Source organism: Butyricimonas synergistica DSM 23225 (assembly GCF_000379665.1).
Taxonomy (GTDB): domain Bacteria; phylum Bacteroidota; class Bacteroidia; order Bacteroidales; family Marinifilaceae; genus Butyricimonas; species Butyricimonas synergistica.
In genome coordinates this window covers 50,520-65,268 of the sequence record NZ_KB903373.1, presented here as the reverse complement: position 1 = coordinate 65,268, position 14,749 = coordinate 50,520, and the positions used below count along the sequence as shown (strand labels likewise).

The window sequence follows — 14,749 nt, the reverse complement described above, 5'->3', positions numbered from 1 at the left end:
TAAGATAGATTTAATACACCCTCATTTTTTACCCACGACAACCTTAAAACTGTCATCCAGGCGCAATATCCCGCTAAACGTGCTCCCGTCCTCGTTTTTAAAGCCGGTCAACACCCCCGTTTTGGACTTCAACACCAACGCTTCTACCTGCTTCTGTGTTAATTTTTTCCCAAAAAATTCCATCGGAATTAAAAAATCGCATGACTTCCGATACAGGCTACACCCCCAGGCAGCCCGCCCCTTGATGATCTCGCCATTTCCACACTTCGGGCATTTCAACACGACAGGTTCCGCGGGCGCTTTCTCCTTGCGGGGTGCTTTTTCTTTCTTCGGCTCATCCTTTTTTTCTTCCTCTGCGACTTCAACCGTGATAGCTCTCCGCGGCGAACACTTCACCACGTGCACCAATTCATTGACCATCACCTTCAACTCCTCCATGAAATCAGCTACTTGATAGGTTCCGTCTTCAATCATTCGCAACTTCTTCTCCCACAGCCCCGTCAACTCTGCAGACTTCAACAGGTCGTTCTGTATCGTGTCTATCAACTCCACCCCCGTGGAAGTCGCCAGCAAGCGTTTCTTATCCTTACGGATATACCCCCGCTTCAACAAAGTTTCGATAATTCCAGCCCTCGTGGACGGTCTGCCAATGCCATTCTCCTTCATCAGGTCACGCAATTCCTCATCTTCCACCTGCTTCCCTGCCGTTTCCATAGCCCGCAGCAAATCAGCCTCCGTGTAATACTTCGGGGGTTGTGTTTCCTTTTCCTGCAATTCGGGAGAGTGCGGTCCCCGCTCACCCGCCTCGTACACGGGCAACACGTTCTCATCACCCTGCTTGTTGGATACCGCAGGGAATACCACCCGCCAAGCGGGATCAATAATTTGCTTCCCGGTAGCCTTAAACTCATGTACCCCCACTTGTGCCATGACTGTCGTGTTAGCAATCTCGCAATCCGGGTAAAATACCGCGATAAAACGTCGTGCCACCAGATCGTACACCCGCTTCTCGTCAGGCGTCATGTCATAACTGAACACTCCCGTCGGAATAATAGCGTGGTGATCCGTGATCTTCTTGTCATTAAACACCTTGGTTGACTTCCGCAACTTGCCCCCGTTCAGGACGGGATCGACCAACGTCGCATAAGGCTTCAAGCCCTTCAAAATTCCCGGGGCTTTCGGGTATATATCATTTGGTAGAAAATTCGTATCCACACGGGGGTAAGTCGTCAACTTTTTCTCGTAAAGCGACTGGATGACCTTCAACGTCGTGTCCGCAGAGAAAGCGAACTTCCGGTTGCATTCCACCTGCAACAACGTCAAGTCGAACAACTTCGGCGGATGTTCCATCGCCTTTTTGCGCTCCGAACTCTTGATCTCCAACTCCAGCGGCATAATCTCTTGCATGAAAGCCTCCGCTTCCTCCTTTACCGTGAAACGCCCTTTCGTGTAAGAAAACCAGCCACCCCGGTAATCCGTCCGTACCTCCCAATAAGTTTCGGGTTTAAACTGCTCGATCGCCTTCTGCCGTTCCACGATCAACGCCAACGTGGGCGTCTGCACCCGACCAATCGACAGCACGTTCTTCCCGTTCCCGTAGCGCAACGTGTAAGCCCTGGTGGCATTCATCCCCAGCAACCAATCGCCGATAGCCCTTGCCGAACCCGCCGCATACAACGTGTCAAAATCCTTCGCGCTCATCAACTTGTCGAACCCCTCCTTGATCGCCTCCTCCGTCAACGACGAAATCCACAACCGCATCACCGGCACCTTACATTTCGCCTTCGTCATCACCCAACGCTGGATCAATTCACCCTCCTGCCCGGCATCACCACAGTTAATCACCATCTCCGCCCGGTTGAACAATTCCTCGATAATCCCGAATTGTCGCTTGATACCCTCGTCATCAATCAATTTAATCCGGAACGTGGAAGGAATCATCGGCAGCATCGCCAAATTCCACGGTTTCCACTTTTCCGTGTACTCGTGCGGTTCCTGCAACGAACAAAGATGACCGAACGTCCACGTCACGCAATAGTCATTCCCCTCGAAATAACCATTCCGACGCACTTTGGCACCCAATACCTCCGCAATCTCTTTTGCCACACTCGGTTTCTCCGCTATACAGACACGCATCGACTAATTTTAGATTCAGTGATTATTAATTTTCAATTGTTTAAAAGCTCAGCTGGATTCTTCCCTGGATCATGCTGAATGTCTGTTTTCCTCCCTCCCTCGCATGCTTATCCAAACTCACCAGGCTATAACTCATCTTTGCCGAGACATATTTATTAAAATAATAAATACCACCGATAGACAAGTCATTCTCCTTGCCCCCCATGATTCCGGCATCTTTATCATTCATGTTCGTGATATTATAACGGCACAAAATCTCCAAACATTTTTCACCCGGAGCTACCGCCATACCACTCTCCTTATTATAAGCATAACGACCATTCAGTAAGGCGTACCCGACTTGCGCATACCACCCGTCGCCATTATAATTCTCCACTACCGCACGACGGTTCACGTGAGCCAACAAATACTCACTCTGTACGTACCATTTGTCAAGCACCATGACAAACTCCGTCCCGAATCGCCATTCATTGATAGCATCCGTCACGTCTACTTGCAAAAATTTCTCGGGGATCAAATTAGACGGGGCACCGGCAGAATACACCACTTTATTCTTCTCCGCTTCCCCCAACGCACTAAAACGAGAAGAAACCCCGACATGAATCACGTCCTTGTCATTCACGTACGGGCGATACAACACCCGCCCCGACAAAGCATACCCTTCATCACCTTTCTCCGTGTTATCTACATCCTTGTCACTGAACACCCCGGCTGCAACATTCAAAAGATCGACATTATACGTGTAACTCACGCCCAATTTACGACGATCACCGAAAGCGATACCAGTCACGGCAGCCCCGTTGAATTTCATATCCGAACTCCCGATCCGGTACTCCAAGGAGTAAGGTTCAAAAAAATGCCCGACCCGAAACAGATTCTTACCGTCACGATACTCTATAAAAATATCCTTCATAGATACTTTGCTTTTGGCAAATCCCACTTCAATCTTCCCTGTCCAACGATCAAGAAAACGTACTACCGTTCCCAACCTCAAATCATACACCTCCATGGCATTGCCCAACGAAGTCTTATCACTAAAAAATACTCCCCCATCAAACAACGCCCGACCGATCAATCGTGCCTCAAAATTTCCTTTTTCAGACTTCAACGTTAATTGTGCAAAGACTCCCACGTAACAAGCCATCAAAATCAAAAGTAAAAATACTTTCCTCATCATCAAGGTTTTAAAAAATTAATAATCCATTCAAGACCAGAATATCTCTCGCAAAAATACAAAAAAATCAGCGATTCACTATCTTTGTTATCTCAAACACAATAACGTGCCCGACGTATAAAAAGTTGCAGAACATCCTGTAACGCCTTGAGACGAAAGCTCAACGGGCTAAAACAATAAAAAAGATTCTATGGAAAAAGAAATCATTACCCGCACGCTAAAAGCCCTGAAAAGGAATCATTTCGAGGTTTATCTTGCCGAAAACCGGGAAGAAGCAAAAGAAATCTTTTTTAAAGAGATTTTCGAGAAAATAAAACCCGCCACCGTGTCGTGGGGCGATTCCATGACCATGAAATCCACGGGTGTGCTGGATGAAATAGCCAATAACCCCGAATGTATCCTCATTCGTACATTCCAGGAAGGATACAGCCGGACACAAAAGACTTACTGGCGCCGTCAAGCTCTTCAAACCGATCTTTTCCTGACGGGGACGAATGCCCTCACACAACAAGGACAACTGGTAAACATCGACATGGTAGGCAACCGAGTAGCCGGGCTCTCTTTCGGTCCCGAGCACGTGGCTCTTTTTATCGGCACCAACAAGATCGTCGAAAACATCGAACAAGCAATGGAACGCATCCGCACCGTGGCAGCACCATTAAACGCCATCCGCCACACCAATCTGCATACCCCATGCCAGAAGACCAAGACATGCATGAACTGCCAAAGTGCCGACCGGTTGTGCAACACGTGGACGATCACTGAAAAATCATTCCCGCAAAAACGGGTAAAAATCATTCTTATCAACGAATCACTAGGACTATGAGCACAAAAGAATTTGTATTTGAAATAGAAATGAAAGTACGCGACTACGAGTGCGACCTGCAAGGCGTGGTCAACAATTCCAACTACCAACATTACATGGAGCACGCACGCCACGAGTTTTTGGAAACCACCGGAACTAGTTTTTCCGCTTTACACGACCAAGGTATCGACGTCATGGTCGCCCGCGTAGACATCTCCTACAAACACCCGCTCCGGGGTAGCGACCGATTCATCGTGAAAGTTGCCTACGAACGGGAAGGCGTAAAACTGGTATTCTTTGAAGATATTTACAAACTCCCGGAACAAACATTATGTGCCAAAGGACGCATCGAAGCCATTTGCCTTCAGAACGGCAAACTCACCCGCGGCGAACTCTTCGATACGATATTTATCGACAAGGTAAAGAAAAAATAAAAAGAGGTGTGTTTGACACACCTCTTCTCTATAATATCTAGAAATCAATCCTTTGATTCTTCTGCACTATTTTCTATCCCCGTGACGCATAAAGAAGGAACGGAAATTCCATTTCTTGCCATCATTCTCCAATTGGCTAGAACGTCCCGATAACTCTTCTCCGTCAACCGTGATATAAGAATAAGTGTATGATGAATAGCTATTCATTCTTTCAGTTCTGATAGTACCGTCTTGATTAAAAGAATAGGTCGTATTCACGGTACTCTTACCATCTCGATCACTCTCGTCAAAAGATTCCTCGTACCATTCCTCCGTGTATGAAATAGGGAAATAAGCCGAAGCTTTTCCTAACATCCCCACTAACCCAAAAATATCTGCATCCTCCATATCGAAAACTTCAGATTGAGTCATAGTGAATTGCCCTAATTCATTTTTTTGCTCCCCGTATTCGATCGTATAAGTGGAACGCTCTTTCGATTTCTCCCCATTCTCTATCTCACTTCCTTCGGAGTCTACCTGAACCAAATTTCCATTTTTCCAGGTGTAAGTAACCTTATAAGTTCCTTTAATAGAATAGCTTTCTCCATATTCCTTACTATTCTCGTTGTATTCTTCCGAATAAGACACTAATTGATCGTTTTTATAAGAAAAAGAAATCTCACCGTTTCCTTTATAGCTGCCCTCTTCATCCTTATAATCCCACGATGATTTAATGCTTTTGATATACCCCTTACCGGTAAACGATACTTTAGCCTGCTCTTCGCCATCGGAGATTAGAAGCCCCTTGTCATAATCAATCTCTCCAAGCTCGTCAGAATTGTATCTAACTTTCACACAGCGATTGTTGTCATCGTACTCGAAAATATAATTTCCGACTTTAGAAGGTAATTTCCCTGCATACGTTATTACCGGTCCTTGTGGCGTTTTGTCATCGTCATCATCACTACAAGCTGCAAACAAGCACATTACTATGGCTAGTGTTGCCCATAACAAATTTTTCATCTTTCTTTTTATTTAAGAATTATAAAATAATCTGATCGCAAAATTAATCAAGCCTATAAAAAAAAACAAATCCATAAATTCATTTTTTAATATTTTAATCCATATTTTTCGAATTATCTATTCCCCTTCCCACCTCCTTGATAAGCAACATCAAGTAACATTTCATCTATTTCTTGAAAAAAATATTTCAAATTCTTTGCAGGCTTCAAAAAATGTACTACATTTGCATCCGCAATTGAGCAACAAGGGCGCTTAGCTCAGCTGGTTCAGAGCATCTGGTTTACACCCAGAGGGTCGGGGGTTCGAATCCCTCAGCGCCCACCACTTGAACGCCACGAGGCGACAAGAAAATGACAAACAACCTGTAAATCTCTAATTTACAGGTTGTTTTCTTTTATCCTTTTGACTACTTCCGACTCTAAAATGCCAATCTCGTTACTAACGGAGTAACCTAAAAAGTAACCTCTAACTAATTTTGAAAAAATAGGTTACTCTTTGGCAAAAAGGTGTCAAAAATTGGCGAAGCTAATTTTCTCATAAACAAAATATTACAAGTATTTTTCAACCTAAAAATTTTTGTTATGAGGGACACATTTTCAATTTTATTTTACCTCAAAAATGAGGACACAGCGGAGAAATCCATTTATTGTAGAATTTCTATTTGCGGTGTAAAAGCCCCCTTTTACACGAAGTTAAAAATCAAACCCAAATATTGGGATCAGGAAACAAAACGAGGCAAGGGAAGATCTAAAGAAATCCCACGGATAAACCTTGCTTTATCTAAACTCGAAACAGAAATCACCGAAGCATACGAAAAAATCCGAGAACGCAGAAAAAAGGTTGACCCATTCTACTTACGCGATTATTTACAAGGCAACGTTCAAGACAAAGAAAACGTTTCTATTTTGACCTACTTCGACCAATTCAACAGCGAGCTAGACGAAAGGGTAAAGGCAGAAGACTTAACAGATGAAACGCGCATCAGATATGTCAACACCCGTGAAAGATTAAGTAAGTTTATAAAAGAAAAATACCAAAGGGACGATCTGTACTTGGACGAAATAGATGTTCGATTCGCACAAAGGTTTAGATTATTCATTTGTACCAACTACCCGTGTAAAAATAACACCGCACAAAAGTACGTACAAAAATTAAAAACAGTTATCACTGACGCATGGGGTAATTCTTTCCTTGTGTCGGACAAACTTATACGCCACAAGTTGAAATACGATCATACTAACCGAACTTGTTTAACATGGGCTGAGCTTAAAAGAATTATGCAAAAAAAATTCTACTCGGAACGTCTTGAAAAAGTCAGGGATATGTTCGTTTTCGCTTGCTTCACGGGTATGGCTTATGGAGATATTAGATCCCTTACCGAAGAAAACTTCAACCTCATGAACGATAACAACGAGTGGATCGACAAAGATCGGAATAAAACGAAAGTAAAAGCTGAAATCTTATTCAGCGACATCCCGAAACTAATCATTGAAAAATACAAAGATCAAAGAATTAATAACCGACTAATTCCTATCATAAGCAATCAAAAATGTAATGATTACCTCAAAGAAATCGCCGCTCTTTGTAAAGTAAACAAAAATTTAACGTGCCACGTAGCCCGACACACGTTCGCAACCACTGTCACTCTAACGGAAGGCGTACCGCTAGAATCCATATCCAAAATGCTGGGACACACGAACACGGTCACGACACAGATATACGCAAAAATCGTAAACGAAAAACTGCGAAAGGATGCTAGCAAATGGAATAAAAAGATGGTCGGAATTGAAGATGAATTTAACCTGAAAAATCAGTAATCATGGACTTACAAGTAATTCAAAGTAAGATATACAATATTAGAGGATACAAGGTAATGCTCGACTTCGATTTAGCGGAATTGTACCAAGTAGAAACCAAATTCTTAAAAAGAGCCGTCAAAAGAAATATCGAACGATTCCCGGAGGACTTTATGCTTACTCTTACAGAAAAAGAGTTCGCCAACTTGAGGTGCCAAATTGGTACCTCAAGTTGGGGAGGTTCTCGATACGAGCCATTTGCTTTCACGCAAGAAGGCATAGCCATGTTAAGCGGAATTTTACGAAGCGAGATCGCGATACAGGTAAACATTTCTATCATGAGAGCTTTCGTCGCTATGCGGCAAATGATCGTAGGGTACGAAGAACTACTTAAACGCATCGAAGAACTCGAAGAAAGCACGGACGCCCAATTCAGCGAACTGTACAAAGCCTTAACACAATTATTAAGCCAGCAAGTAAACGATACAGGTAGACGCCCCATCGGTTATATTCAAAACCAAAACGAAGAAGTATGACAGGTAAATAACGGTATATCCCCCAAAGATATACCGTTTTCTTAGTAGTCTAAATAATCCATTCCCCGATGCAAAAGGAGCCGGATATACTTGCAAAAAGTCACGTGTAAGGTGCGACGCTATTAAATCTCTCCGGCTCCTCTACAAAGTTACAAATAAATATTGAAGATCAGCCACCAAGAAGAAATAACTATTCCCATATATATGTTTTTATATTTATCATATCCAGATGTTATTAAAAAAGGCAGCCGGATTGATAGTAATTGAATTGGAATAGCCCGGCTGCCCGAAGAAGAAAGGGGAGAAAATCGAGTGATCCCCTTTCCATACCGAGATTCTCTGGTTGCATTATGTAGTTCAAATCTCAAGCATCAAAAAGAATAATCATGTAAAAAAAGAGCCGGATTGTATACACTTTCAGAGGCTGGGGAGATAAACCTTAACCTAAGATCGTTCCGGCTCAATTTTTTTGTGCAAGCCGGAAAAAATTCCCGGATGCTATTCAAGTACCCGGAAAAACACAAAGGTCAGACACGGGTACTCAATCGTGTCGGAGGACTAGCCAGCCTTGGAAACGAAAGAGCAACACCGTGCCCGACCAGTATTTATATATAGCATATATATATACGAAATCGAAGCACAAGCGTTGCATCAATCATCCTGTGTTCCTGAACCCAGAAATAATTAAGCAAAAACCTAATTAAACCTAGATCCCTGATGAAAATGGCTAGTTTCCGACCACAAAATGCAAATCTGCACGCTAATACTTTTAAGAACGTCCAAAAAGCGAATACACGCCCTTTGTTCAATCACAAAGGAATTAAAAAAATATTTCGTTTGCAACTTTTTTACATTCTAATTTCAGCCTTTCTAGCGTGCAGTATGAATTATTCCACGATAACGGTAAAAATACGCTCTAGCACGACGTTATACCCCTCGTTGGAAACTTCCACGTCAAACACGTAGCGACCGGGCGGTACCGTGTGATTCCACGGTAATTTTATAATACCCGCCCCCTGCATTGAAAACTGACTTGTCGCATCCGGGTGTTCACTGGCTATATTCTTAATCGAATACCGAATAGGAGCTGTTCCCAAAATACCCTCGATAGAGGTACTTTGCCACGGGATTTCAAACTCGATTTGCCGGGCATCCCCGACAGGATCAAGTACCGATTTAACAATCATGGAATCCGGCGCATACACGGCATCCCGTGTTTCCAAATACCCGACCGTTATATCTTGACACCCCGTCACGATCAACAGCATCACCCCCATCATTATAAATACTTCTTTCATAATCCTAAATTTTAAAGTTGTGTGAATTGATAGGTATAATCTAAAGCGTGTACCACCCCGTTCGTCACTTCAATATCAGCGGAGGCGATCGAAGCCATGTTCCCGCTAACAGAAGCGTGTATTCTTAATCCTTCCGCCCCGATGTCGGGTACGCCACCATAAGATGATTTTGTCCGGTAAACACGTAGTTCGACACCTGATAACGTCGTTACCATAGTTCCACCCGTGAGCGTCCCTTTCACCTCGTAATCGAATCCCGTTTTCATCATCTTTCCCGGAATGATATGAGAAAGAAGCATTTCCCGGCACAAGTCAACCGGGATATCCTTTACCCGGTTATAGACAGGTTCCCAATCATCATCTATCGTTTTCACGAGAAGCTGTTCAATAGATAAATTCGTCACCCCGAAAAACGTGATCTCTTTATAGTCGGGGTTCGTCCCGTCGAACACGTCTTTCAACCCGGCGTGTTCTATCAGTATCATCGTGGAATCCCAATCCCCCGGCTGGCTCTCGAAATACTCCCACATGGTACAATCATGTTCCCCGTTCGCCAATCCCGAATCGTGATAATAGTCCTCGCAAGAACAAAGGATGCAAAACACCCCGATCAAAAATATATATCCTTTCATAACTCTAGCATTTTAAATTAATAAGCATAACCATTCGCCTTCCAGTACGGGGTTTGCAACATTAACGTGTTGTTGAAGAAAGCCATTTTCCCCACCGGGATAAATAACGCCCCATCTTCCACGTCCTGCTCGGTCAAAGTCTTGAACTTCCCTCGTAACCTCTCCCGGTAATTACCGTTCCGCACGCAATCAAAATACCTCATGGATATTCCCTCGCAGAAAAATTCCCGTTCCCGCTCGTCTTGTATCTCGTCCTGCAAATCGGCATCCGTCCCGGCATAATCTTTCACCCCCGCCCGGTTACGAATACGGTTCAAATCAATTCTCGCCCCGGCATAATCCCCCGTCCGTGCCTTGCACTCTGCCCGCAGCAGGATAATATCTGCCAACCGGATGATAATTTCATTCGCTTTATAAGACTTTATTTGTCCCTTTTGATTACCCGACTCGTGTATGATAATTCGTTGATACTTTTGCACGTAAGCATTCCCCTTTGTCGTTACAGTGGAAACCTTCGCCATGCTGTCAAGTTTATAAAAATATTCGTTTCTCCGTTGATCGTCCGGGTCGGGGAACATCTTGTAAACGGTCGAGTTACTTATTAAAAGTCCCCGGCGAGCCGTGGAGGGCGTTGTCAAGGGAACAATCGGCCACCACTGGCAAAATCCCGCCATATAAGCACCCCATCCCTTTACATCGTATTGGGTGTCTTTAAAATCACACTCCAAAATACCCTCCCGGCTGTTACCGGGGATCACACTCGCGCACACTTCATGAATCGTGTTCGCCAAGGCGTATGATTTATCGGCAATCACGGAATCACATTCCAGTATCGCCTGTTTTAACAAATCCGGCTCTTTATTCAACGCTGCCTTCCAAGCGTAGAGGTGTGCCAGTATCGCGTGACACGTCCCGGAGGAAACCGCTTGTTTACTCGTTATCAAATTCCCCTCTATATCTTTCAACTCGTCCGCCACGGGCAACAACGAGATCGCTTCCCTTAAATCAACGATACAGCGTTCCGCGACCTCCTGCCAAGGTGTCCGGGCTTTCATTCCCACGTCTTCCGCGTGAACGATCAAGGGTAAATCGCCCCAGTTCTGTAACATATAAAAATACACGTAAGCCCGGAGCCCAAGAGCTTGCCCCCGGAAGAAATCATTTTGTTCTCCCGTGAGATCGGCTCGATCTATATTATCCAAAATCAAATTAGCCTCGTTGACAATTTTATACTCGTTGTTCCAATTGATGCAACCATGCGTCTGCGTCCAACCCCGTGATAAATCGTTATTACTTGGATTCGTCCAAATTCCAAGCACGTCAAAAGGTAACCCCCGGTCACGGTAAACAACAGAACTATTATTCGCTATGTTGTAGCGAAATGTCGCGTACAAGCCGTAGTTCGCCGCATCCAAATCACTCGCGTTTTTCCAGTAGTTTAAACTTGTCACTCCCGTGTCGGATTCTACCGTCAAGAAATCATCACAAGATGATAGTGACAACGCCATCAATATAAATATATATATCCTTTTCATACTTTTAAAATGTTCCGGTTATACCAAGTGTCAATTTCCGGTTCAAGGGATAATTGCCGAGATTATCCACGCCCGTCATTATATTTACAGATTCCGGGTCTGCACCGGAATAATTCGTGATCGTGAAGAGATTTTCCCCCGACACGAAAACCCGCACCCCGAAGCCCACTTTTTTCTTCCACCTATCCGGCAACGTGTACCCGATAGAGAACGTTTTCAATTTCAGGTAGCTGACATTTTCCACGTTAGCGGTCGTGTAAGAATTAAAACTACCTAACCCACCCTCTAGTCGATTCATCGGGAAATCCGTTTTATCACCGGGTTTCTGCCAGAAAGAAACGTTGTTTAAATCAACATACACGGGGGTAACGCTATCATCCGGCGTTAGCCCGATTATGGTTCCGACCGAAGCCCCGCGAGCCGCGTTCAAGATATGTCGGCTAATCACGAAATTAAATAACACGTTCAGGTCGAACCCTTTCCATTCCAAGGTGGTGATAATCCCTCCCTGCGCGACGGGGGCGGGAGCTCCCGCGTAAACGCGATCATCCGAGTTTACCACCCCGTCACCGTTCACGTCATACACCACCCGGTCACCCGCCCGGTAATGCTGCGTGTTCCCGTTACCCGCGAGAGGGGTATCCTTACCGTTTATAAACATTCTCGGCACCTCTTTATCATCATTATAAATTCCCCCGGTTTTCAACACGTAAAGACCGTTCAACGCTTTCCCGATGATGTTAAGGTTTGTCGTGTTATCTTCCGTTAGAAAATCTCGCTTGTTCTCGCTTTTTTCAAGGCGGTTCCAGTTCCGGGCGATATTAAACGATATATTCCAGTTCAATTTCTCGTTCCTGATCGCGTTCCATTTCACCTCTAGCTCGATCCCCTCGTTGCTGATAGCGTAAGCGTTACGCCACTGACGATTGAAAGCGGAATAGTTACCGGGTAACATGACAGGATAAAGTAATTTATCCGTGTAACGATAGTAATAATCCAGCACAACCCCGAAACGGTGATCGCGAAAATCCAAGTCCAACCCGAAATCGTACTGTCCCGTTTCCTCCCACGTCAGGTACTTGTTACTCAATCCCCTCGACAAATCCGGGTGAATGGTCGGGTTGCCGAGATAAGGATCACCCGGTGAAAAAGAGCCTTGCGCGATATACGGTTGATCGAACTGTTTACCCGACTTCCCGTAAGAAACCCGGAGTTTTCCATGATCTAGCACTCCCCTACTCCAATCCATGAAAGGCTCTTCCGAGAACGTCCACGCCACGGCGTAAGAGGGGAAGGTTCCCCACCGGACATTTTCACCGAATTTCGAAGAGGCGTCCCGGCGCAACGTGACAGAAAGGAAATACCTTTCGAGATAATTATAATTCAAACGCCCGAACACGCCCACACTCGTGCTAACTTCCCGCCCGGTCGTGCCGTCCTTCAACGCCCGGTTCTCGTCCACGTTATAAACATTACCGAACCACGAAATATAATGAATCAGATCGCTTGGGGAATCTTTACCCCACGTCCCGATAGAGTTTCTCTCGTCTTCCTGCACCGACAAACCGAGTAAAAAATCTAAGGTATGCTTTTCAACAAACGTGTGCCTGTAAGTCAAAAGGTTCTCGTTTATCAACGTTAAATTTCTCTCGATCTGCCCGCTTGAGTAGGATTCGTTGTACTCGTCCAAATCAGAGGGCAAGAAAAGATTTTGATTTTGCTGCGTGAAATCCAACGCCACGGAAGACTTTAATTTCAAGCCCTTCACGATCTCGTAAGATAAATCTAAAGAGGTTCGTACCCGGTAAGACTCGTTATCTTCTTTTATCGTGTTGAAACGCTTTATCATTTCATCAAAGGCGGGCGTGCCCTCGCCCGGCAATATCGTTGACATGGTTAGCAACTCTTCGGGTATCTGTTCCAGTTCCTCCCCGGACGTGAAACCCGTGTAAGCCGTCAAGCGAGAAGCCCGTTTACGTCCCGTCCGGGCAAGGTAAAAGCGCACGTTAGATTCGACTTTCGGCAGGGGCTTGATAAAGAAATTCGCCAACAGGTTCACCCGGTCAAATCCCGTGTTCCTCAATACCCCCGATTCGTCATAATAACCCAACCCCACGTTATAAGAAACGTTTGAGGTTCCCCCGCTCAACTGCAAGTTCGCGTTCAGCACCTTCGCGGTTCTGAAATAATACTTGAAGAAATTCGTCGAGTTATTATAAAACGAGTTCAAACTATCTTGATAAGCGGCGATACCCGCCCCGTCACCTTTATTCCAAAAATAATTATAGTGCATATTCTCGTTATACGACTCCCGGTACGAGCTAACGTACTTGTACGTGTTTGTCGAGGGGTCGAAGTAGGCTTGCTGGAAATTCCGTAACGCCTCCAAGCGCAAGTTCCTTTCAGCGTTTCCCCCGGTAAGCTCCGGCAAAGAGGGGTCAAAACTCCACGTGTGGGAAAAATTAACGCTGATCTTCGCCCGCTGGTTCAAACGCCCGCTTTTCGTTGTCACGAGCATCACCCCGTTGGCGGCCCGTGACCCGTAAATCGCCGCGGAAGCGGCATCCTTTAACACCTGTATGCTCTCTATGTCGTTCGGGTCGATCTCCGCGAGGGTATTCGTTCCCGTGACGGGAGAGGTGAAAGATTGCATCGGTACACCGTCAATCACCCAAAGGGGATTTGAAAAACGTTGTTCTCCAGCTATATCAAAAGAATTGTATCCCCGCACGTTGATAGACGTGCCTCCGCCACCGGGCGCACCCGTCATGTTAGTGACGTTCATCCCCGAAACCCGACCTTGTAGCAGGTTCGCGATGGAGGGAGAAGGCACGTCTTTTATATCCTCCCCGCTAACGGTACTCATGGCTCCCACGACTTCCCGCCTCCGCTGCGTCCCGTAAGCGATAACCGTCACCTCGTCCAAACTTGACATTTCTTCTTTCATCCGGATAGTCAACAATTTCCCAGCCTCGAATCTCGCTTTAACCGTTTTAAAACCGACAAAGGAAAACACCAACACGCCCTTTTCACGGGGCAATTTCAACGTGAAATCCCCTTCCGCGTTCGTGGTTACTCCTAACCTAGTGGAATCCAACAACACAGTCACCCCCGGCATGGGCTGCCCCTTCTCGTCCATCACCCTGCCTTTTATTATGTTGTCCTTTACTCCCGTGCTGTCCCGTACCTCAATAGCATTCGCCAACAGGGACACGCAGCAAAGCAAGGGTAAAAACAACATTTTCAAATAAATTCCTACCGTGAACTCTCGCGGCAAACGAATTTTGACTTTAGCGCGCGATTTACGCCTGCACGCTTGTCTTTCCAAGTTTTTTTTCATAACTTTAGATGTTAATTCATTAGTAATTAATATGGGGGAAGTCACGAAGCTGTCAACTTAG

11 protein-coding genes and 1 tRNA gene are annotated in these 14,749 nt (G+C 45.1%); 5 read left to right on the top strand and 7 right to left on the bottom strand.

All coding sequences use genetic code 11. The features are described 5' to 3' along the window. Positions 1-21: 21 nt before the first annotated feature. Complete coding sequence (locus A3CY_RS0118910; protein ID WP_018339522.1) at positions 22-2,136, bottom strand: type IA DNA topoisomerase; 2,115 nt, start codon at positions 2,134-2,136, stop codon at positions 22-24. A 40-nt stretch (positions 2,137-2,176) separates the two neighbouring features. Continuing rightward, positions 2,177-3,310, bottom strand: coding sequence for an OprO/OprP family phosphate-selective porin (locus tag A3CY_RS0118905; RefSeq protein ID WP_026207878.1), 1,134 nt, complete (start codon positions 3,308-3,310; stop codon positions 2,177-2,179). A 190-nt stretch (positions 3,311-3,500) separates the two neighbouring features. Between A3CY_RS0118905 and A3CY_RS0118900 the strand changes: the two genes are divergently transcribed. Both A3CY_RS0118900 and A3CY_RS0118895 read left to right on the top strand, forming a co-directional pair. Continuing rightward, the gene (locus A3CY_RS0118900; protein WP_018339520.1) at positions 3,501-4,136 is read left to right on the top strand and encodes a lactate utilization protein; all 636 of its coding nucleotides are present in this window, start codon (positions 3,501-3,503) and stop codon (positions 4,134-4,136) included. After that, positions 4,133-4,549: an acyl-CoA thioesterase gene (locus A3CY_RS0118895; protein WP_018339519.1), complete on the top strand. Its 417-nt coding sequence runs from the start codon at positions 4,133-4,135 to the stop codon at positions 4,547-4,549. Before A3CY_RS0118900 ends, A3CY_RS0118895 begins: the two co-directional genes overlap by 4 nt. Positions 4,550-4,615: 66 nt before the next feature. On the opposite strand, the gene A3CY_RS0118890 is transcribed toward A3CY_RS0118895, so the two are convergent. Further along, positions 4,616-5,551, bottom strand: coding sequence for a DUF4595 domain-containing protein (locus A3CY_RS0118890; protein WP_240388191.1), 936 nt, complete (start codon positions 5,549-5,551; stop codon positions 4,616-4,618). 246 nt (positions 5,552-5,797) lie between these two features. Between A3CY_RS0118890 and A3CY_RS0118885 the strand changes: the two genes are divergently transcribed. The 3 genes from A3CY_RS0118885 (at position 5,798) to A3CY_RS0118875 (ending at position 7,883) form a co-directional block, all read left to right on the top strand. After that, positions 5,798-5,875: transfer RNA gene (locus A3CY_RS0118885), tRNA-Val, on the top strand. Between the two features lie 257 nt (positions 5,876-6,132). Further along, positions 6,133-7,368 (top strand): site-specific integrase, encoded by a 1,236-nt coding sequence (locus A3CY_RS0118880; protein ID WP_026207877.1) that lies wholly within the window; start codon positions 6,133-6,135, stop codon positions 7,366-7,368. Between the two features lie 2 nt (positions 7,369-7,370). Continuing rightward, positions 7,371-7,883, top strand: coding sequence for an ORF6N domain-containing protein (locus A3CY_RS0118875; protein ID WP_018339516.1), 513 nt, complete (start codon positions 7,371-7,373; stop codon positions 7,881-7,883). Positions 7,884-8,770: 887 nt separating this feature from the next. Here A3CY_RS0118875 and A3CY_RS0118870 read toward each other — a convergent pair. The 4 genes from A3CY_RS0118870 to A3CY_RS0118855 are packed head-to-tail and all read right to left on the bottom strand — an operon-like array spanning position 8,771 to position 14,688. Beyond that, entirely contained in the window at positions 8,771-9,181 is a 411-nt protein-coding gene (locus A3CY_RS0118870; RefSeq protein WP_240388190.1) for a hypothetical protein, read from the bottom strand. A gap of 11 nt (positions 9,182-9,192) precedes the next feature. Beyond that, complete coding sequence (locus A3CY_RS0118865; RefSeq protein WP_018339514.1) at positions 9,193-9,813, bottom strand: fasciclin domain-containing protein; 621 nt, start codon at positions 9,811-9,813, stop codon at positions 9,193-9,195. A 17-nt stretch (positions 9,814-9,830) separates the two neighbouring features. Then, positions 9,831-11,348, bottom strand: coding sequence for a RagB/SusD family nutrient uptake outer membrane protein (locus A3CY_RS0118860; protein WP_155828491.1), 1,518 nt, complete (start codon positions 11,346-11,348; stop codon positions 9,831-9,833). A 4-nt stretch (positions 11,349-11,352) separates the two neighbouring features. After that, complete coding sequence (locus tag A3CY_RS0118855) at positions 11,353-14,688, bottom strand: SusC/RagA family TonB-linked outer membrane protein (protein ID WP_018339512.1); 3,336 nt, start codon at positions 14,686-14,688, stop codon at positions 11,353-11,355. Positions 14,689-14,749 lie beyond the last annotated feature (61 nt).